Annotated in this window: 17 protein-coding genes; 7 read left to right on the forward strand and 10 right to left on the reverse strand. The window is 60.2% G+C overall.

Features of this window, described 5'->3' with window-relative positions:
* Positions 1-122 precede the first annotated feature (122 nt).
* On the forward strand, positions 123-1,097 hold the full coding sequence (gluQRS, locus tag G437_RS0109365; protein ID WP_081638953.1) for a tRNA glutamyl-Q(34) synthetase GluQRS: 975 nt from the start codon (positions 123-125) through the stop codon (positions 1,095-1,097).
* A 91-nt stretch (positions 1,098-1,188) separates the two neighbouring features.
* On the opposite strand, the gene G437_RS0109370 is transcribed toward gluQRS, so the two are convergent.
* From G437_RS0109370 to G437_RS0109380, 3 genes are all read right to left on the reverse strand, one after another.
* On the reverse strand, positions 1,189-1,416 hold the full coding sequence (locus G437_RS0109370) for a helix-turn-helix domain-containing protein (protein ID WP_024332299.1): 228 nt from the start codon (positions 1,414-1,416) through the stop codon (positions 1,189-1,191).
* Positions 1,417-1,418: 2 nt separating this feature from the next.
* Positions 1,419-1,904 (reverse strand): DUF2975 domain-containing protein, encoded by a 486-nt coding sequence (locus G437_RS0109375; protein WP_081638954.1) that lies wholly within the window; start codon positions 1,902-1,904, stop codon positions 1,419-1,421.
* A gap of 207 nt (positions 1,905-2,111) precedes the next feature.
* Positions 2,112-2,984 (reverse strand): Sir2 family NAD-dependent protein deacetylase, encoded by an 873-nt coding sequence (locus tag G437_RS0109380; RefSeq protein WP_024332301.1) that lies wholly within the window; start codon positions 2,982-2,984, stop codon positions 2,112-2,114.
* 246 nt (positions 2,985-3,230) lie between these two features.
* On the opposite strand from G437_RS0109380, the gene G437_RS0109385 reads away from it, so the two are divergent.
* Positions 3,231-4,688 (forward strand): uracil-xanthine permease family protein, encoded by a 1,458-nt coding sequence (locus G437_RS0109385; protein WP_024332302.1) that lies wholly within the window; start codon positions 3,231-3,233, stop codon positions 4,686-4,688.
* Positions 4,689-4,906: 218 nt separating this feature from the next.
* Here G437_RS0109385 and G437_RS11020 read toward each other — a convergent pair whose 3' ends face one another.
* Positions 4,907-5,512, reverse strand: coding sequence for a LytR C-terminal domain-containing protein (locus G437_RS11020; RefSeq protein WP_141739518.1), 606 nt, complete (start codon positions 5,510-5,512; stop codon positions 4,907-4,909).
* Between the two features lie 269 nt (positions 5,513-5,781).
* Between G437_RS11020 and G437_RS0109400 the strand changes: the two genes are divergently transcribed.
* Genes G437_RS0109400 through G437_RS10675 form a run of 3 tightly spaced genes read left to right on the forward strand, consistent with a single transcriptional unit; the run spans position 5,782 to position 9,546 of the window.
* A complete protein-coding gene (locus tag G437_RS0109400) occupies positions 5,782-6,855 on the forward strand; it encodes a thiamine ABC transporter substrate-binding protein (RefSeq protein ID WP_024332304.1) in 1,074 nt (357 codons plus the stop codon).
* A gap of 26 nt (positions 6,856-6,881) precedes the next feature.
* The gene (locus G437_RS0109405; protein ID WP_024332305.1) at positions 6,882-8,534 is read left to right on the forward strand and encodes an ABC transporter permease; all 1,653 of its coding nucleotides are present in this window, start codon (positions 6,882-6,884) and stop codon (positions 8,532-8,534) included.
* A 7-nt stretch (positions 8,535-8,541) separates the two neighbouring features.
* Positions 8,542-9,546, forward strand: coding sequence for an ABC transporter ATP-binding protein (locus tag G437_RS10675; RefSeq protein ID WP_024332306.1), 1,005 nt, complete (start codon positions 8,542-8,544; stop codon positions 9,544-9,546).
* Positions 9,547-9,601: 55 nt separating this feature from the next.
* Here the strand turns inward: G437_RS10675 and G437_RS0109415 are convergent, their stop codons facing one another.
* A complete protein-coding gene (locus tag G437_RS0109415) occupies positions 9,602-10,336 on the reverse strand; it encodes an aminotransferase class IV (protein ID WP_024332307.1) in 735 nt (244 codons plus the stop codon).
* A 93-nt stretch (positions 10,337-10,429) separates the two neighbouring features.
* On the opposite strand from G437_RS0109415, the gene pabB reads away from it, so the two are divergent.
* Positions 10,430-12,274: an aminodeoxychorismate synthase component I gene (gene pabB / locus G437_RS0109420; protein ID WP_024332308.1), complete on the forward strand. Its 1,845-nt coding sequence runs from the start codon at positions 10,430-10,432 to the stop codon at positions 12,272-12,274.
* 83 nt (positions 12,275-12,357) lie between these two features.
* Here the strand turns inward: pabB and G437_RS0109425 are convergent, their stop codons facing one another.
* Genes G437_RS0109425 through G437_RS0109445 form a run of 5 tightly spaced genes read right to left on the reverse strand, consistent with a single transcriptional unit; the run spans position 12,358 to position 17,208 of the window.
* Positions 12,358-13,122, reverse strand: a complete 765-nt coding sequence (locus tag G437_RS0109425) for an ABC transporter ATP-binding protein (RefSeq protein ID WP_024332309.1) — start codon at positions 13,120-13,122, stop codon at positions 12,358-12,360.
* Complete coding sequence (locus G437_RS0109430) at positions 13,119-13,934, reverse strand: ABC transporter ATP-binding protein (protein ID WP_024332310.1); 816 nt, start codon at positions 13,932-13,934, stop codon at positions 13,119-13,121. Before G437_RS0109430 ends, G437_RS0109425 begins: the two co-directional genes overlap by 4 nt.
* On the reverse strand, positions 13,934-14,737 hold the full coding sequence (locus tag G437_RS0109435; RefSeq protein WP_024332311.1) for an ABC transporter permease: 804 nt from the start codon (positions 14,735-14,737) through the stop codon (positions 13,934-13,936). Before G437_RS0109435 ends, G437_RS0109430 begins: the two co-directional genes overlap by 1 nt.
* Entirely contained in the window at positions 14,734-15,699 is a 966-nt protein-coding gene (locus G437_RS0109440; RefSeq protein ID WP_024332312.1) for an ABC transporter permease, read from the reverse strand. Before G437_RS0109440 ends, G437_RS0109435 begins: the two co-directional genes overlap by 4 nt.
* Entirely contained in the window at positions 15,700-17,208 is a 1,509-nt protein-coding gene (locus G437_RS0109445) for an ABC transporter substrate-binding protein (RefSeq protein WP_024332313.1), read from the reverse strand. It lies immediately after the preceding gene.
* 630 nt (positions 17,209-17,838) lie between these two features.
* Between G437_RS0109445 and G437_RS0109455 the strand changes: the two genes are divergently transcribed.
* Positions 17,839-19,569, forward strand: a 1,731-nt coding sequence (locus G437_RS0109455; protein WP_279624966.1) for an SdrD B-like domain-containing protein, incomplete at its 3' end; no start/stop codon positions are given.

Genomic DNA, 19,569 nt, shown 5'->3' on the forward strand with positions numbered 1-19,569 from the left:
CGAAAATACCAGAATTAGGTAACAGGAGCCTTCCCAATCGCAGCTGTCTGCGCCGTTTGACCTGGGGAAAGCGGCATACGCGCGCCGCGCGTCGGGCAAGTCGGCCAAACCTGCCAGCACCAATGTGGCAGGCAAGCACCAGGGTGGGGCTCTATAGTCGAGGCGTGAAGAAAAAATCTGCAGGCAGGTACGCGCCCTCGCCCTCGGGGGATCTACATGTGGGCAACTTGCGCACGGCACTGCTGGCGTGGGTGGGCGCTCGCGGCAGCGGACGGCGCTTTGTAATGCGAGTCGAAGATATTGACGCGGAACGTTCTTCGCGCGCCGCCGGAAAACGCCAGCTCGAAGACCTGGCCGCCCTGGGCCTGGATTGGGACGAGCTGTACTGGCAAAGTGAGGCGGCCTCCCGCCACCAGCGGGCGTTAGAACAGTTGCTTGCAGGTGGGCACGTGTTTGAGTGCTATTGTTCGCGCCGCGAAATTCGGGAGGCGGCTTCAGCCCCCCATGTGCCGCCAGGATTCTACCCGGGCACCTGTTTGCACCTTACCGAGGGCGAACGGCAGGGGGCGCGGAAGCGTTTGGCTGCGGCGGGGCGCGCCCCTGCACTGCGACTGCGCGGGGGAAAAACTTGGCGCGTACACGATCTGTATGCCGGGGATGTGGAAGGCAAGGTTGACCACCTGGTGTTGCGGCGTGGGGACGGGCAGCTGGCTTACAACCTGGTGTGCGTAGTAGACGACGGCGATGAGGGTGTAGATCAGGTAGTGCGCGGGGCCGACCTGCTTGGGGCCGCGCCCGCCCAGGCCTACCTGGCGCACCTGCTCGGTTTGCCGAAGGTGGTTGAATATGCGCATGTGCCTCTGGTGCTGGGCCCATCCGGGGCGCGGCTGGCCAAACGGGACGGGGCGGTCACCCTGCGACAGCTGCGCGAAGGGGGCATGTCCGTTGGGGGCATAATCTCTATGATTGCAGCTTCCTTGGGGTTCGAGGGCGTAGATTCAGCCTCCGGGCTGCTGGAAGAAATGGCAGCGCGCCCGGGCAAGCACCCACTAGCTGGTATTAGCGAGCGCGAATGGACTTTCCGCCCTCGGCAATAGGGTGCGAAACCGCAGCGGCAACCGGGGTGCTAAATAGAAAGGGCCGGGTAGCTACCTAGCCGGCGTTGGCAGCCGCCCGGTGTTTGCTCAGCTATTTTGCGGCCGTGTCGGACTCGGCGTCAGTATAGGTCAGAATGTCCGTGACCTGGCAATTTAGTGCTTCACACAGGGAATTGAGGGTGGTGAAGCGGATGGCTCGCGCCTTCCCGGTTTTCAGGTTGGACAGGTTAGCCATAGTGAGGCCAACCTTTTTGGACAGCTCGGTTAGGGACATCTGCCGTTCGAGCAGGATTCGATCCAAAGTTACTTTGATGGCCATGGCTATACCGTCAGTTCGTTTTCGACCCAGGCCTCGGTGGCAGCCTGGAAAATTGTGCCCGTAACTAAGAAAAACACCCACCCCGCAGCTGCCAGCGCAAGGGCCAGAATCTCTAAAGCCAGCAGCGAGATGTGGTTTAGAGGGCTGATCGCGTTGAACAGTATGGAGGCCGCAAGGTAGTAGATGGCGGCGGCCAGGCAAATGTGGCGGGCGTAACCGATCAGCTGCAGAGCGCGCGGCGAAAATACTTTCTTTTGTTCCACCAGTAGCAGCATCTTGTAGGCCAGCGCCAGGATGGCTAAGCCTGGAAGAGTGGCGATAATTGCCCCCACGAGCACAGGGTATTGCAGGTGAGCCATTTCGGGCCAGGCCTGCGCGCTAGTCATGCTCTCTAACCACAAAGCCGGCCAAGACAGGACTATGGCGCCCGCAAGCACTGCCAAGAGAATGCGAGCTAGGAGCGTGTGTGGTCTGATACGTGAACTCATGGTTTACCTCTCTGGCGGTTGCGGGTGGCAGCCGCCGCAATTGTTATCGTTTATCAATAACAATATATCGAATACCGATAAACATTTGCAAGAGGGCGCGGGCAAGGGCAGCCGGCGGGGGCCGGGTCGCTCTGGGAGCGTGGCCAAGAAAGGGGGCTGCTAGGCGCCAGGCCGCGGCAGAAGGCGCGCCCGGGAAGGTGCCAGCAGCTACCTGGCCGCAGCAGCTTTTTCGTGCTGGCCAACAAGCCGTTCAGCTAAGCCGGTCAGCGCTTCGGAAGCGCCGCCCTCGATACGCACATCCGCGAAGGGATCACCCTGGCAACGGCCGCGATTGACAATGGCAACCTTTGCCCCGTGTAGAGCGCCTTCGCGCAACACCATCATCCCGGTCATCACCATGAGCGAAGAACCGACCGTGAGCACTACGTCAGCCACCGAGGCTGCCGCAAAAGAATTCTCCATGGCTTCTACGGGCAATTGCTCGCCAAAGAAGATCACATCCGGTTTCAGCAGCCCACCGCAAATAGTGCAGGGGGCCAACACGAAATCTTTGGCCTCGCGCTCGGCGGCCGGGCGGTCGGCCTCAGCAAGAATGGCCACGTGCTGGGGATCCAAATCGGGTTTTAGATCCGGGTTGAGGCGCCGCAATTCCTTGTCTACGACCTCGCGCGAAAAGTACTGGCCGCACTTTAGGCAGCGGACGCGGTTGAAGGAACCGTGCAGCTCATAGAGGTTTTTTATGCCCGCACGCGCGTCCAAGCCGTCCACGTTCTGGGTGGCAACGGCGCTCACCAGCCCTGCCTGTTCCAGCTGTGCCAAAGCCCTGTGGCCGGGGGTGGGCGAGAGAGTCTCCATAGTGCGCCAGGTTTGCTGATTGCGCATCCACACCCACCGCTGCCACACCGGATCGGATACGAAATCGTCAAATTCTACGGACGGGCGATCCCCCGAACCCGTACCCCGGTAGTCCGGAATGCCCGCGTCAGTGGACAGGCCCGCCCCCGCAATTACAACTGTTTTCCTCCCCCGCATGAGCGAGGCAAGTTCGTCTAACTGTGCTTCCATGTCACTTTGCGCCATGCCTTCACCATATCGCCACCGCTCCTTTCGAGGGGCGCCGGAGGGCAAAGTGGGTGCAAGGAGCCGAGGGGTAGGGGAATGGCCGCAAGCCAAGAAGGCCGCGGGCCCGGTTGGAGCGGCACTAGCCCTGCCATGTTAGACCGCGCACGTGGGCACCAAATAGCTTTCATCTGGGCGGGAAAAACAGTTAGGCTGATATTCCGGTCGGTGCATTATCTGGCACCTAAATGATCGGAGATCCCCAAAATGGCTATTCTTGGTCACTGGCGCCTACACGGCGACGGTAAATCAATTGCACCTGGCGAAGTAGTAATGCCGCAGGAGCGCCTATCCTGGCCCCGCACCGCCGGCATTGGCGCCCAGCACGTAGTGGCAATGTTTGGAGCCACCTTCCTAGTGCCACTGCTCACCGGTTTCCCGCCCTCGACAACCCTATTCTTCACCGGTATGGGCACCCTGTTGTTTATCCTGATCACCTCGGGAAGGCTGCCCTCCTACCTGGGATCGTCATTCGCGCTGATCGCTCCCATCGGAGCCGTGACCGGTTACGTTGCCGGCGGGGGCGCCCCCATCGATGCTTCCAAGATGGCCCTAGCCCAAGGCGGCGTCATCAGTGCCGGACTGGCCCTGTTCGTGGTGGGCGTTATCGTACACTTCGCTGGCGCCCACTGGGTTGACCGCGTGATGCCCCCGATCGTAACGGGCGCGATCGTGGCACTAATTGGATTCAACCTGGCCCCCGCAGCCTGGAACAACGTAAAACAGGCCCCCGTAACCGCCCTCGTAACCATCATTTCCATCCTGGCAATCACCGTGCTGTTCAAAGGAATCATTGGGCGTCTGTCCATCCTGTTCGGGGTACTAATCGGTTACGCCTGCGCCGTGATCCGCCACGAAGTCAACTTCGACGCCATCGACAAGGCCGCCTGGATTGGTCTGCCCACCTTCCACGCCCCCTCCTTCGACCCCTCGCTGCTGGGACTGTTCGTGCCCGTGGTGTTAGTGCTGATCGCCGAAAACGTTGGCCACGTCAAATCCGTGTCGGCAATGACAGGCCAACAGCTAGACGACGTTACTGGCCGTGCGCTGATGGCCGACGGATTCTCGACAATGCTCGCCGGCTCCGGCGGTGGCTCCGGTACCACCACCTACGCCGAAAACATTGGGGTTATGGCTGCCACCCGCGTCTACTCGACCGCAGCTTACATTATTGCCGCGGTGGTCGCCCTCGCCCTGTCCCTGCTGCCCAAGTTTGGGGAAATCATTGCTACCATCCCACCCGGGGTTCTAGGTGGGGCTTCCACAGTTCTGTACGGCATGATTGGCATGCTGGGCGTTCGCATCTGGGTGCAAAATCAGGTCGACTTTGCTGATCCAGTAAACCTGAATACCGCGGCCGTGTCCATGGTTGTGGCTATAGCCAACTACACCTGGCACTGGGGCGACATGGTGTTCGAGGGCATCGCCCTTGGTTCAGCTGCAGCCATTTTGGTCTACCACATCATGCGGTGGATCTCGAAGGTTCGCGGCACTAACCTGGAGCAGGCTTCGCCCGCCTCCGCACCCGCAGGGGTGGAGTTGGATTCGCCCTCTTACGCTAAACGGCACCGGGCCGCTCAGCTTCACGCAGAGGCCGAACAGCTCGAACACGAGGCAGAAGAGATTGAAGCTGACCGCGGATTTGAGCCCCCGCTCATGAAGTAGCTTGCCTGCTGCGGCGCCGGGCCGGTTGGTGCGGCCTCGCATGCAGTGAAGATGCCGCCAGCCCCTAAGCGCTTGCTCGTGCGAAAGCTTAGGGGCTGGCGGCAAAGGTTTACCTAGGCTGGCCCGCTAGGGGCAATGCCGCCAGGCAGAGCCGGGCAGGCGGGGGTGGGGCGCGCAGGTGCAATTGGCGCCCAAACCTAGCGGCTGTGGGCGGGCTTTTACCTCTCGGCTGACTTCAGCCCAAGTGGCAGGCAGTTGCGCGGGGATTTTAGGCCCTCTTTTTTCAGAGACTGGGCGACGTGGGTGGCATCTTCGAGTTTGGTGAACTCGTTGCCGAGTGTCAGCTCCAGCTGGCTGCCGCGCGAGCCGTCGAGCACTACGGTGGCTCCGGGTACGCCCACGGCCAGCGTGTACGCAGCTGCGACGCCGGCGGTACCGGTGCGAATGCGGGCACCCCCGGTGAATTCGCCGGTGGGGGCGTTGCCAGTTTCGCCTACTTTGTAACCGCGCTTTTTCAGGTTGTCGGCCACCTCGGTTGCAAGCCCGGCTTTGTCAGTGCCGTTGAGCACCGTAACCGTGGAATCTTTCGGGTCAGTTGGTTTGGCATTTTCTGGCACGCACGGCACCTGGCTTATGCGCGCGACGGGTTTCTTTTCCGAGAACGTGTTGCCAAACGGGAGCGGAATAATGCCAAGCGCCATCAACATGCCTACGATCAGCGAAATTACCATCAATGCGGCGCACAGGGTGAATACGACGGTTTCCCGTTGCTGCCGTTTGCGCCTATAGAGTTGGCGACCTGTTAGTCCTTCGGAAGTGCTCACCCAACAAAGTTTAGTTGAAATTTTTCTGTTTCGGCATTTTGCCGCGCTCTGGGCGGATTCGAAGTGGTTCGCCCCGCCAAGTAGCCCCGGCAAACTGCCCGCCCTTCTTTCTCGTGCTTTTCGCGGGTTGGGATATAATCGACCGGACGACAGGGGAGCTTTTGCTGAGAGTGCGGATGGTCCGCAGACCCTCGAACCTGATCCGGGTAATGCTGGCGTAGGTGGTCGAGCTCTGCCACGTGTGTGGCCCCCTCCGAGTGGAGGATATTTTGAAGAAAAACTATTCCGCAATAGCCGTTTTGGCCCTAACTGCACTGGCTGTTTCCGCTTGTGGGGCGGGCAATGACCAGAAGGCGTCTGCTAACAAATCGGCGTCTGAACAAAAGGCCGACAAGTCGGTTACGCTTATCGCCTACGACTCGTTTCCAACTAAAGACATCAAACCTGCTTTCGAAAAGAAGACTGGCTACAAACTGAAAGTGGTTGACGGCGGTGACGGCGCTGAGCTCACCAACAAGCTGGTGGTATCCAAGGGCGCCCCGGTGGCCGACGTCGCCCTCGGCATGGATAATAACGTGGCCCTGACGGCAGCCGATAAGGACGTGTTCGAAAAGACGGACGTGAAACTTCCTAAGGGCGCAGACAAATATCAGGTGAAGGGCCAGGACGCGCTGGTGCCATTCGATCGCTCCCAGTACTGCCTGAACTTAGACCAGAAGTGGTTCAAAGACAAAGGCAAGGCCGAACCTACCTCCTTCGAAGACCTAACTAAGCCCGAATACAAGAACCTAGTTGTGGTCGAGGACCCGCGTAAATCCACCCCCGGAATGGGCCTGCTCACCGCGACTATCGCCGATCGGGGCGAAAATGCGTTCGCGGACTACTGGAAGAAACTGAAGGACAACGGCGTCGAGGTGACGGGCGGCTGGACCGACGCCTTCGCTAAGTTCTCTACCTCCGAGGGCGGCACCAAACCCGTCATGGCCGGGTATGCTTCCTCGCCCGCTTACCCAACCGGCAAAGACGACGCCGGCAAAGACGTGTTCAACATGAAGAACGTGGATTCAACCTGCTACGCGGCGGTGGAATACATGTCGGCGCTGAAGGGCGCCAAGAATACCGAGGGTGCCAAGGTCCTCATGGACTACCTGCTGTCTAAAGACGCGCAGGAACTCGTCTCGAAGGTCAACTATATGTACCCGGTGAACTCCCAAGCGCAGCTACCCAAGGATCTAGCCGAGCACGGTGCCGAGGTCAAAGACGCGCTGAACATCGATCCAAAGAAGGTTGCGGACAATCGCACTGCGTGGCTGAAGACATGGGCCGACGCAATGGGAATGTAGGCAAAACCAGTTAGAAGGGTTTCCCCTTGACGAAGTTGCGGTGGGCGGCACGCTACACGGCTTTAGCTGTGGGCGTGGCCGCCCCGCTCGCTTTTATGGCGGTGTTTTTCCTGTGGCCCGTGCTGACCATGGTCTCGATGGGGCTTTTTGGCGAGGGCGGCGGCTCAGGTTTTTCTGAGGCGCTTGGACGCCGGCGTGTTTGGGACGTGGTGGCGATGACCGTGGGCATGGCTGCTGGAGGAACCGCTGGTTCGGTGCTGTTGGGCTTGCCCGGAGCCTACGTCTTGTACAAGCTGAAGATCCCGTTCCGCGGTGCCTTGCGCGCGTTCGTGTCGATCCCCTTCGTGCTCCCGGTGATGGCGGTAGCCGTTGGTTTTGGTGCCCTCTTCGGCCCCGGCGGGCCGTTGGCATCCTGGCACCTGATGGGCACGAAAACCCTGGTGGTAGCCGCAATGGTGTTCTTTAACTATTCGCTGGTAGTGCGCATCGTGGGGCCCATGTGGGCGGGGTTAGATCCGCGTGCGGAAGAGGCTGCCGCCTCCCTGGGCGCCTCGCCTGCGCGCGTATTTTTCACCGTCGTGCTGCCCCGCCTGGTGCCCGCCATCGCGTCAGCCGCCTCAATGGTGTTCCTTTTCTGTGCCTCTGCCTACGCCCTGGTGCAGGTGTTGGGCGGGCCGGGTGCTACCACGCTCGAGGCAGAAATCTACAACGAAACAGTTGCCTACATGGACTATCAGGCCGCCGCCGTCCTCTCGATATTGCAACTGGTAATAGTGGTTGCCGCCCTCGCCGTATCTGAAATTTTGCGAGGGCGGGTCGAACGCGGCCAGAAGATGACGCGGACGGCGGCCCGTCGCCCTCGCAAGGGGGATCTTCCCGCTCTGGTAGTAACCGGCCTGACTATCGTATTTTTGCTGGCCGCGCCCATGGTGGGATTGCTGGCCAGGTCGCTGCGTCGAGGCGGGGCGTGGACCCTGCAAAACTACACCGACATGGCCAATGCGGACGCGTCGGCCGCCATCCAAACCTCCGTGCTTTCCTCCCTGGGCACTTCCTTCGCCACGGCGCTGGTGGCGGCGGTGCTGGCGCTCGCGGTGGGGGTGTCGCTGTCAGTAATTCTGTCGCGCAGGCCCCGCAAGAGGGCGGCTAAGGGGGCATTGAAAGCGTTGGACATCCTGTTTATGCTGCCGCTCGGGGTGTCTGCGGTTACTGTCGGTTTCGGCTTCCTTGTAACCATGTCCGGCCCGCCCCTAAATTTGGCTACGTCGTGGTGGCTGGTGCCTATCGCCCAGTCCATCGTGGCGATTCCCATGGTGGCGCGCACGGTCTTGCCCACGATGAGGGCGATCGACCCCCGCCAGCGCGAGGCCGCCGCGTCCCTGGGGGCTTCCCCCGAACACGTACTGGCCACCATCGATGGGCCCTACCTGTGGCGCACGGGCGTGGTGGCAGCCGGGTTCGCGCTGGCGATTTCGATGGGCGAGTTCGGGGCGACCTCGTTCCTGGCACGCCCGCAGACGGCCACGTTGCCCGTCGCTATTTACTCGTTGGCGTCCCGCCCTGGGGCAACCGAGCAGGGCATGGCCATGGCAGCTTCCGTACTGCTAGCGGTGGTGACGGCAACCTTGATGGTTATTGTTGAACGGCTGCGCCCAAACGACGCGACCCCAATGATGTGAGGCAAATATGCTGCAAGTAAAAGACCTGACTGTAAAGTACGGCAGCACCGTGGCCGTCGATTCGGTGTCTATGGACGTTGCCGAGGGCGAAATTGTGGCTCTGCTGGGCCCGTCCGGTTCGGGCAAATCCTCGCTGCTGCGCGCGGTACTGGGGTTGGAGCCAGTGGCCCAGGGAAAGATTGTTTGGGACGGGCACGACCTGTCCGGGGTGCCCACCTATCAGCGTGGTTTTGGGCTGATGTTCCAAGATGGGCAGCTGTTTGCGCACAGGGACGTGGCCGGCAATATTGCTTACGGTTTGAAGGGCTCTGGGGCGCAAAAACAGGAGCGGGTACGCGAATTGTTGGACCTGGTTGGCCTGAAAGACTACGCTCCGCGCCAGGTCAGTGAGCTCTCGGGCGGGGAAGCCCAGCGGGTGGCGCTTGCCCGTTCTCTTGCCCCCCGCCCTAAGCTACTGGGGCTGGACGAGCCGCTGTCCGCCCTAGACCGCAAATTGCGCGAAGGCTTGGCGGTGCAGCTGCGGCAGATTTTGACCGCGGAGGGTACAGCGGGCATCTACGTCACCCACGACCAGGATGAGGCGTTTACAGTTGCCGACAAGATCGGGGTGCTGATTGCGGGCAGGCTGGCGGCGTTTGGTACGCCGGCGCAGGTGTGGACGCAGCCGGGAACGCGATCGGTCGCAGAATTCTTGGGCTACGGGCCGTTTGTCAGCCCCGAGTTGGCTGCCAAGTTGGGAGCCCGGGTACCGCGGGGGGCGGCACTCGTGGGGTTGGCTCCGGGGGCGCTAAGGGTGTGCTTTGAGGGCGAGGGCGCGCACCTGCGCGTCGATTCTGTACACGTGCGCCGCGGCAGCGTGAACGTGCAGGTGATCCTCCCGGATGGCCAGTTGGCCGGGGCGAGCGCGCCTTTGACCCACGAGGCGGAGGCTATTAGCGAGGGCGAGCAGGTTGGCGTACGGGTCGACCAGACCCGCCTAGCGGCCATAGAGAAATCCCAAGAGCGGCAATAAGTTTCAGTACCGCCGAAACGTGCCGTGCGCCCTTGCCGGGAGCGTCCCGGATTGGCTAAACGGCCTGACTTAGTTGGGTCACGTCCTCGGCGGGAATTGCTTGGTAGGCTTTCGCAATCTTATTAGCCCAAGCCAAGCCTTCCTGGCTGCAGCGTAGGCGTGGAGCAATTGTGGTTATGGGGCGAACCCCGCTAGTTGCGTTAGTGGCAATCGCCCCCACAAAATTGCCGATCTCGCCCACGCATACAGGTCGGTTCTCGCAGTCCCACACGCCCTCGAGCTGTTTCCAGGTTGTGCCGGCCAACACGGGCCCTTCCGGCCACACCAAACGTCCGTCGGCCCGAATGAAGCCGACGTTGAACATGGTACCTTCCAAAACCAGGTCGTCTTTATCGAGCCCCGTGCAACAGATGGCATCGTCGGCTGCGACTGCCCGCCGCGCGTGCCACTGCGGGGCCAACCCGAAGTGTTTCACGTGAGACAGGCTGCGCTGCAGTGGAAACAGCTCGCAGCTGATCGGCCCTGCCGAGGGGACGCGGCGGGTGGTGATAAGGTGGTCGGCTTCGAACACGCTCACTCGGGCAACGAAGCTACTGGGCTGCGCAGCTAGTTCTTCCAGTTCGGCTGCGATGGGCGCCAAATCCAGATCGGTGCCAAAGAGAGTGCGGTGGTCGCGCTGCAACCTTTTAGCGTGCAGGTGGGGCCCGCGCACTTTGCCGCCCTCGATGAGCATCGTGGTGAAGTGCCCGTCTCCCTTGAGCGCCTGGGCTAAGAACGCATCACTGACCACAAGGTCACCTCCCCTACCTAAAAGCCGACTCTAGTTTATTCTTTTGCGGGGCCGGTTCGATCCTCGAGAGCCATGATTTTATAATCTTTGCCTGTGGGCGTCTTGTTGATTGATAATCATGATTCTTTTACGTACAACCTGGCACACCTTGTTTTTGCTGCCTGCGGGCAGATGCCTCAGGTAATTCTTGCCGAGGACGTAACAGATACCCACCTGGCCGGCGCCGACCGCATTATTGTTTCCGCAGGGCCGGGGCGTCCGGCAGAATATCCTTGGTTTCCGAACATTTTCTTGGACCCTCCAGCCCCCACGTTGGGGATTTGTTTGGGCTTTCAGGGCCTGTGTGAGGCCTACGGGGCGAAGCTGGGCACCGCCCGCTACCCGCGCCACGGCGAGGTAACCGGGGGGCGGATGCGCTATCACTCTTTGGAAATAACGGACTTGCCGGCCTCCCTGACCGCCACCGAGAGGGACGAGGACGGTACGTTGCTGGGCGTGGCACACGAGTCTTTGCCACTTTGGGGTGTGCAGTATCATCCTGAATCGGTAGGTTCTACCGGTGGGGTGGAGCTCATGCGAAACTTCCTTAGCGCGCCTGCGCAACAAATCGGGGTTGGCCTTCAGAGCGAAGCGCAAACCGGCCACGCACCCGGCGAGCCGGCCCCCTACTTCGCATCGTCTGTAGCGCCGGCTTCGCCGCGCCCGCCGGCCCACCCGTCCGCCAAACCGATCCCGCCCTCGTCGGCGCCGGTGAAAGTGTGGTGCGAAAAGATTGACACTGATTTGCCGCCGGAAGCGCTGTTTGCCGCCAACTTCCTTGGTCAAAGCTACGCAGCATGGCTCGATTCTTCTGACGGTTCCGGCTGGCACTACCAGTGTTCGGGCACCCCGGCGGCTTCCCTGGAACGGGTGCTTCTGCCCGAGGCGGACACAACCGGTGTGCCATGCGATTTCGCCCTCGGGCTGGTGGGATACCTAACCTACGAGGGGAAAGCCCACTTCATAAACGTAGATAAATGCCTTGCGATCAGCCCAAATGGTGAGGTGTGGGCGCTGGGGTATCGGCCGTGGCAGGTGAATACTGCCGCCAGCCCGGTCAGCGCGTTGGCCCTGCCGGATACGCCGCGCACGTTCCGTTTTAATCGCGAACAATACCTGGCCAAGATCGCTCAGGCGCAAGAGGAAATTGCCAAAGGGAATGCCTACGAGCTGTGCCTTACCAACTCAATTAGTTTCCCCGCCCCCGGTAACCCGTACCGTTACTACTTGCATTTGCGTTCTAAGTATCCGGCGCCTTTTGCCAGCTTCTTGCGCTTTGGCGGGCGCGCGGTGCTTTCGACCTCGCCGGAGCGCTTCCTTTCCCTTAGCTCCGGCGGCCTGCTGGAAGCAAAACCTATCAAAGGGACGTGCCCGCGCGGGCACACCCGGGCCGAGGACGAAGCCCTGCGCGCCGACTTGGCCACCTCCGTCAAAGATAGGGCCGAGAACCTGATGATCTGCGACCTGCTGCGCAACGACCTGGGCCGGGTGGCCGTGCCGGGCAGCGTTGAAGTGCCCGTGGTCTGCGGTATCGAGAGCTTCAGCTACGTGCATCAGATGGTGTCGACAATCAGGGCTCGCAAGAGAGACGACGCGTCCGCCCTGGATTGCATTCGGGCGGCCTTCCCGGGCGGTTCCATGACAGGGGCCCCAAAAGAGCGCTCCATGCGGATCCTGGAGCGGCTGGAAAAAGGCCACCCTCGCGGGGTCTATTCGGGGGCAATTGGCTACATTTCGCTCAGCGGGGCGATGGACCTGTCCATTACGATCCGCACGGCCCTCATCGAGGGCGGGCACGCCACCTACGGTTGCGGCGGAGCGATCACCCGCCTGTCCAACCCGCAAGAAGAGTGGGAAGAAATCCTAACTAAGGCCCGGCCCATCTTGGGTGGAATCTAGCCGGCGGGACGCGCATGCGCGGCATCAGGTCGCGCGTGTGCCTTTGGGGCCTGAGCTTTGCGCCAGCCAGTACGCTTACACCCCTAGGCCGGCAGGCGGGGGATAGAAGCTAACAGCTGGCGGGTGTAGTCCTGGCTGGGCGCACCTAACACCTGTTGGGTGGTGCCGGCCTCGACAAGTCTTCCGCTCTGTAGCACCAGAATGCGTTCACATGTTGAGGCAACGGTAGCCAGGTCGTGTGACACCAGCAGCAGGGCGGTGCCGCGGCTGCGCGTAATCTGTTCGATCATTTCCATTACGGAGGCACGTGTGGCCATGTCGAGGGCGCTCACCGGCTCGTCCGCTACCAGCACTTTTGGTTGGCTCACCAGGGCGCGAGCAATGGCGATGCGCTGGCGTTGGCCGCCCGAGAAGGTGCGCGGATATTCGTCAGCCCGGTCCGGATCAACGTCCACGAGTGCCAAAGCCTCCCGAACGCGCTCGCGGGCTGCCTGGCCGCTGGCCAGATGTAGTGCGCGTAGTGGCTCGGCTACTGTTTCGCCTACGCGCATGCGCGGATCTAGGGACGAATACGGGTCTTGGAAGACTGCGGAAACTTGTCCGCGGAACTTCCGGCGTCCGCGGCGCCCGCGGCCGGGTATTTCCGTGCCTGCGAAGCTGACGCGGCCGGCTTTGGGGTGCAACAAGCCCAGCCCCAGACGGGCGACGGTGGATTTGCCGGAGCCGGATTCGCCCACTAGTGCTATGCGTTCGCCCTCGGCAAGGGAAAGGTTAAAGCCGGCGATGCCGCGCTCTGATTTGGGGTAGGTGTAGGTGACGTTGTCGAATTGGAGTATGGTCTCGCTCATGGGCGGTCTCCTTGCTGTGCGGCAGCAAGGGCGTCTTCCAGGTTCCTTGCGGCCTGCACGATTGCGCGGGCGCGCGGGCTTACTCCGGCCCCGGCGAGCAGCGTTGGTACGGGTACGTCGTCGGTTACCTGGCCTTGGTTGAGCACCAGCGTGCGCCCCACGAGTTGGGTGACCACGGGCAGGTCGTGCGATATGAAAATGAGGGTGGTTTTTCGGGCGGCGGTAACTTCTTTTAGCAGCTGGAGGATTTGCTGTTGCACGGTTACGTCTAGGGCGGTGGTGGGTTCGTCCGCCAGCAGGATTTGGGGTTGGCACGCGAGGGCGAGGGCGATGGCGACGCGTTGGCGTTGGCCTCCAGAGAGCTCGTGCGGGTAGGCGTGGGCGATGCGATCTGCGTCTGCCAGGTGTACTTCGGTGAGGGCGGCACGGACGGCTTCACGCAGCTTTTTACCTTTTCCTACACCTTGGTGGTGGCGAATTGGCCAGGATAGTTGGCGGCCGATGCGTTGAAGTGGGTCGAGGGCGGTGAGTGGGTCTTGGAAGATCATGGCGGCTAGGGCGCCGCGCACCTCGCCCATTTCTTTTTCGGGGGCGCCTACTATTTGCTTGCCGGCTACTTGGAGGGAGCCGCTCACGTTGGCGCGGGCGGGCAGCAGGCCCATGACAGTGCGGGCGAACATGGATTTTCCGGATCCGGAGGGGCCGATTAGCCCTAGGTGTTCGCCTGCTTGAACGGTGAACGTGAGCGAGTCCAAAAGGGTTTTCTTTCCTATGCGGACCGAAAGGTTTTGTGCGCTTAGGGTGGGGGCCATTATGCCTCCTCTAAGGTGGGGTCTATGGCGCGGAGCCCGTCAGATAGTAGGTTGGCGCCTATTACGAGGGCGAGAATCGCCACCCCCGGGATTATTGCGCCGAGCGGTTGCACGGTGAAGGTGGCTTGGGCATCTAGCAGGAGGCGCCCCCAGGAGGCGTTTGGTGGGGGTGTGCCGAGCCCGAGGTATGAGAGGCCGGCCTCTGCAAGTACTGCGGAGCCGAATAGTAGGGCCACGTTTACTACCAGGAATTGCCAGATGTTGGGGAGCACATGCCGGGCGATGATGCCGAGGGTGCCCACTCCGGCGGTGCGGGCTGCGGTGACGTATTGTTCGCGCAGCACGCGGGAGGCCAGTATGCGGGTTAGCCTTGCGATTACTGCCGAGGCCGAAATGCCAATTGCGCAGGTTACGGTCACTAGTGAGGCCCCGCCTACGGCCACCATGAGCATTGCTAGCAGTAGGGTGGGGAAGGCGATTAGCACGTCGAGTGTGGCTGAGGCGATGTCGTCTAGGTAGCCGTGGGCTAGGGCTGCGGCTAGGCCAAAACTTACCCCGATGGCGGCGGCTATTATTGAGGCGCCAATTCCCACTCCCAGGGCTATGCGCGCTCCTAGTAGCATGCGGGTGAGTAGGTCGTGCCCGAGCCGGTCGGTACCTAGCAGGTGCTGGGCGCCGGGCCCTTCGAGGCGCCCTCCGGAGGTATCGGAAACGGGGTAGGGCAGCCAGAAAAACGAGACGGCGGCGGCCAGCGCTATCAGTGACAGTAGGGTGATTCCTACCCACAGGTTGGTTCGTTTCATTGGTGTCCTCCGCTCAGGGAGTTGCGCAGGCGTGGGTCTATGAGTCGCTGTAGCACGTCGGCTGCGAAGCCTATCAGCAGCACTAGGGCGGTAGATACCACTAGAACTCCCTGGATTGAGGGGAAGTCGTGCTGGGTGATGGCGAGCGTGAGCATCGAGCCGAGCCCGGGCAGGGCGAAGACTTGTTCTACTACTACGGCGCCTATGAAGGTGGTGGCCAGTTCTATGCTGGCTACGGATATTACGGGTACGCAGGCGTTTCTGATCCCGTGGGTGAGCATTGCCTGGGTTTTGCTCTGTCCGAGGGCGCGCGCCTGGGCCAGGTAGTCGGCCTGCAGTACGTCTAGGGTTGCCGCTCGGGTGTAGCGGGTTAGGGAGGCGCAGGAAACGAACGCGATGGTGGCTGCTGGGAGGATGAGTGCGGTCCAGGCGAGGAGGGGGCTGTTCCATCCTTCGGGTGGGAAGCCGGAGGCGGGGACCCATTTGAGGTGTACGCCGAAGACTAGGGCGCCCATCATTGCGATCCAGAACACGGGGATTGCGATCCCGATTTGCAGGAAGGCTGAAATGGCTGCGCCAATTGTGCCTTTCCGCCACCGGGCGGCTGCGTAGCCTAGGGGAATGGCGGCCGCCAGGGCGAAGGTGAAGGCAATGAGGGTGAGCGGCAGGGTGACGGTGAGCCGGGAGGAAATTTCGGTGGCCACGTCCCTCCCCGAGGTGAACGAGGTGCCTAGATCCCCGTGGGCTAGCCCGCCTACCCAGTTGGTGAATTGGGTCAGTACGGGCTGGTCGGAGCCGACTTGTGCCCTCGCTGCCGCGATTTGGGCGGGGGTGGCGGTAGCTGACAGGAGTGCGTTGGCCGGATCGCCGGGCAGTAGGCGCAGCAGAACAAATATTAGGATTAGTCCTGCTGCGCCTGTGCCAACTAGCAATGCGCTGCGGCGAATTAGGTAGGAAAGCATTTAGGCTTTCTTAGAAATTGGCGCCAGGAAGAACTGCGAGTTCAGCCCGTTCACGCCGTAGCCGGAAACGCCTGCCTTCGATACCACTACTTGCGGGTACAGGTACAGCCAGGCGCTAGCAGCGTCGGTGGCTATGATCCGGTTTGCCTTGCGCAGCAGTTCGGTTTGTTCCTTAACGTTCGCGGCCTTTTGCGACTTGGCTACTAGGTCAGTGACCTGGGGGTTGTTGTAGCCCCAGTAGAAGTCGGGGTTGCCGTACCAGACTACGTCGCGGGTGTTGACGTGCTCTTGCAAGGTGGCGGTGAAGTTGTGGTCTTTGAACACCTTGGAGTACCACTCGTCGGCGCTTATCGAATTGATCTTTACTTCTACGCCTATCTTTGCCAGCTCGGATTTTACGAATTCGGCTACTAGCGGGTGCGGGTCGTAGGTGGGAGCGTCCAGGGTGAAGGATAGTCCTTCCTTACCAGCTTCCTTCAGTAGTTTCTGCGACCTGGCTGGGTCGTAGGGGTTTAGCGAGTTCAGATCTTCGTACCACGGGTCCGAGGGCGGAACCATGGATCCGATTACTTGGCCCTTGTCGTTCCAAATGGAGTGCAACAGTTTTTTGCGGTCTATTGCCGAGTAGATTGCCTGGCGCACGCGGGCATCGTCGAAGGGGGCCACGCGGTCGTTGAAGGCCAGCAGTTCCTTGGTAGTGGAGTTGCCGGAGGCGACCTTGTACTTGGCGTCCTTTTCTAGTTCCGGTAGTGCGTCTGGCGATTGTACGTTGGTTACCACGTCGACGTCTCCAGCTTTCAGCGCATTGGTGAGGGCGGTGGCGTCAGTGTAGTAGTGGAATACGGCCGCCGAGTTGGCGGGTTTTTCGCCCCAGTAGTCTTTGCGGGCTTTTAGTGACAGGGTGGAGCCTTTGGTCCATTTGTCCAGCGTGTAGGGGCCGGTTCCTTCGGTCTTTTTCTTTGTGTCTAGCCCTTCGGGAACGATCCATAGCCCGGACAGGTTGTATTGCAAAGATACGGACGGTTCGGACAGGGTGAGTTTTACCGCATCCTCGCCCTGGGCGGTGACGTCTTTGATTACGGAGAGCTCTTTTTTGCTGGCAGCTTGGGACTGTTCTGACAGAACAGTTTTGATGGAGGCTGCCACGTCTTTCGCGGAGAGGGCTTTGCCGGAGGAGAATGTGACGCCTTTACGCAGAGACAGGGTGTGGGTTAAACCGTCTGGGGAGGCTTCGTCTTTCGTGGCCAACCAGGGTTTTACTTTGCCGTTGTCTTCTAGGCGGAAGAGGGTTTCGTACACGTTTCCGGTTAGGGCCTCGGTTACGCCTTGGCCGCCCCCGCCCGTGTTGGACAGGTTGGTGGGCTCGTATAGGGAGCCCACGTTGATGGTGGCCGCCTTGGAGTCTTTGCCTTTGGCTCCTTCTGCCGCGTTGGGTCCCGCGCAGGCGCACATGCACATCATGGCCATAGCTAGTGTTGCGGCTGTGGGGATGAGACGTGATCGCTTCATGCGGAACTCCTTTTCTTTGTGTTCGCAGTTTTAGTAGTACGAACGCTTTGTTCGTTGGGGAAAACGCTAGACCTTCGACCTAGTCATGTGCTGGTGGCTTTCGAGTGCTGAAACGTATTCCACTTGCGCCGCCGAGGGCGCCAAACTTGTAGTTTTGGGGATTTTTGGCCCCTGCCACTCGTATGCGGGCATTTTTGGGCGGTAGGCCGTGTTTTAGATCCGCGGGTAGTTGTGACCTTAAAAATAAGATTAAAAGCAATTTAAGCGAGCGCAGAAAGTGTGAATTTGTGGGACCGATGGAAAAACGTTGCCAAATCTGTGTGAGCTAGTTTTCCGGGGTGTGGCCGAGGTGATTGTGGCGTTCGAACGTAAAAAAGTTGGCTTCGAAGGCGCAGGTAAGGGCATTTTGTGCGGATTCGTCGGCGACTGCCCGCCTGGGGGTGCATTTTAGGGCAGGGGTAGGAGCTAGCAACTGTTTATTCAATCCTATTTCTTAGAGATTGATTAAATATACTTAATAGTAGTTTAATGAAGGGTATTTTCTGACACCGTGTTAAAAATACGCTCATGAATATTAAATGAAGGAAAGTGGCGATTCTTTTGGCACTATCAAGACAATTTGCGCGAGGAATGGGCGTTGTGGCCTTGCTTGCGCTTACGGTACCGTCTTCGCTGTCAGCGCTGGCAGCACCTGAAGGCGACAAGGTGGGGGACCTGATTCCGGCCCCGACCCAGCGTTGGGGTACCCCGGACGGCCAGAAACCGCAGGTTACCACCACGCTCAAGTATGACGGAGGCGCTGTTCAGCCGGGGCAGAAAGTGAATGTTAAGGCTGACATACGTTTTGACGTTCACCAGGGCAAGCACCCGGAGGTTTTCAGGCCGTATGTGCGAGTAGCTGTGCCGAAGATCTTCGACGTAAATATTGACGACGTGAAGGTCCCCGGCCCGGTAAAGACCAAGGTTGTGGATGCGGGTACGGATAAGGACGGCAATAAGCTGTTCGACATCTACTTCAACTACAACGAATGGGCCGGGGATTTCGATGCTGAGATGCCTAAGCTAGCCGAGGCTATTGGCGCTATTCCCGAGAGCGGCAACGTGCTCGGTGATGGCCCGGTTGCAAAGAGCGGGCAAACCTACACTGCGATTATTCCCGTGAAGGTGAAGCCGGACGTAACTGCTGCCCAGTTGCAGGATTTGCGTGAGGGCAAGTCTGGCGCGAAGCTAGCAATCCAGGGGCGCGCTTCTGTGAGTCTCGAGGGCGAGACCGGCGACTACAAGTCGAATATTGGCGATTTTGGGGATTTCCCGGAGGATAAGATTCTGCAGGGGGATCATTGCTTGGTCCGTTCCGATTTTGAAACCGGGTTTACCCCCGAGGACGATTATGGGGTTTGGTTGCGCGGGCTGGCACTGTCCACCCGTGGCGTTGACTACCACGGCGAGGGTACGGTCGTTCGTTCGCTTTCTGGCCTGAAGCTGCGCCAATTGGTTCCTGCTAAGGGCTTGGATGCGAACCAGATTATTACTATTACGCCGCGTACTGGCGCCGAACCGATCGTGCTGAAGTCCAACATTGGTGCTAATGCCGACGTGCGGGAACAGAATAATCTGAAGGTCTACCACCACCCGAACAAGAACCGTGAGGCTCGCGAGTTGATGGGTATGGCTGACATTATTCGGGTTCGTCCTTCCGGGTCAGCTAGCGAACTGTACGGGTACACCTGGGATACTCCTGAGTACCACCCGGATTGGGGCAATGTTCCTAAGTATGGTAAGGAATCGCAGCCGGCTAGAACTTTTGTTGCGGCCGACTTTGATCCGAGCGAGAAGATTTTTGGTGAAACTGCACAGGGCAAGGGCACTTGGCTGAATAAGGGTGCGACTTTCAAGGCCACCTCTTACTTCCGCATGCCTGACTGCCAGCTTGGCGCGGATGGACGTTCGCCGTATCCTCCGATTGGTGCTGCAATCCAGGTTTCTACTGCCGACTATGCCCGTAGCGCCAGGAATGTGGCCACCGACCTGCCTATCGAGGTGAAGTTCCCGACTGCCTCCCTGGGTGATCGGGTTTGGTTTGATGCTGATCGTGATGGGCTTCAGTCTGAGGGCGAGTCTGGTGTTGCTGGTGTGAAGGTTACTTTGCTTGGTGAGGATGGGTCTCCGGTTGAGGGGGTTTCTCCGGTTACTACCGATAAGGATGGTAATTACCTGTTTGAGAATCTGAAGGCTGGTAAGTACAAGGTCAAGTTTGATTTGCCTGCTGGCTATGAGGGTTTCACTAAGGCTGAGGCTGGCGATAGTGAGAAGGATTCGAATGTGGATTCTTCTGGTGTGACTAAAGTGGTTGAGTTGGCT

This window comes from Winkia neuii subsp. neuii DSM 8576 (genome assembly GCF_000420405.1).
Classification (GTDB): Bacteria; Actinomycetota; Actinomycetes; order Actinomycetales; family Actinomycetaceae; genus Winkia; species Winkia neuii.

Bases quoted from the DNA above. Each gene is read 5' to 3' on its own strand.
- G437_RS0109430 (WP_024332310.1), bottom strand. From the start codon at position 13,934: ATGGCCCCCACCCTAAGCGCACAAAACCTTTCGGTCCGCATAGGAAAG.
- G437_RS0109445 (WP_024332313.1), bottom strand. From the start codon at position 17,208: ATGAAGCGATCACGTCTCATCCCCACAGCCGCAACACTAGCTATGGCC.
- G437_RS0109425 (WP_024332309.1), bottom strand. From the start codon at position 13,122: ATGAGCGAGACCATACTCCAATTCGACAACGTCACCTACACCTACCCC.
- G437_RS0109370 (WP_024332299.1), bottom strand. From the start codon at position 1,416: ATGGCCATCAAAGTAACTTTGGATCGAATCCTGCTCGAACGGCAGATG.
- G437_RS10675 (WP_024332306.1), top strand. From the start codon at position 8,542: ATGCTGCAAGTAAAAGACCTGACTGTAAAGTACGGCAGCACCGTGGCC.
- G437_RS0109380 (WP_024332301.1), bottom strand. From the start codon at position 2,984: ATGGCGCAAAGTGACATGGAAGCACAGTTAGACGAACTTGCCTCGCTC.
- G437_RS0109375 (WP_081638954.1), bottom strand. From the start codon at position 1,904: ATGAGTTCACGTATCAGACCACACACGCTCCTAGCTCGCATTCTCTTG.
- G437_RS0109435 (WP_024332311.1), bottom strand. From the start codon at position 14,737: ATGAAACGAACCAACCTGTGGGTAGGAATCACCCTACTGTCACTGATA.
- gluQRS (WP_081638953.1), top strand. From the start codon at position 123: ATGTGGCAGGCAAGCACCAGGGTGGGGCTCTATAGTCGAGGCGTGAAG.
- G437_RS0109385 (WP_024332302.1), top strand. From the start codon at position 3,231: ATGGCTATTCTTGGTCACTGGCGCCTACACGGCGACGGTAAATCAATT.
- G437_RS0109440 (WP_024332312.1), bottom strand. From the start codon at position 15,699: ATGCTTTCCTACCTAATTCGCCGCAGCGCATTGCTAGTTGGCACAGGC.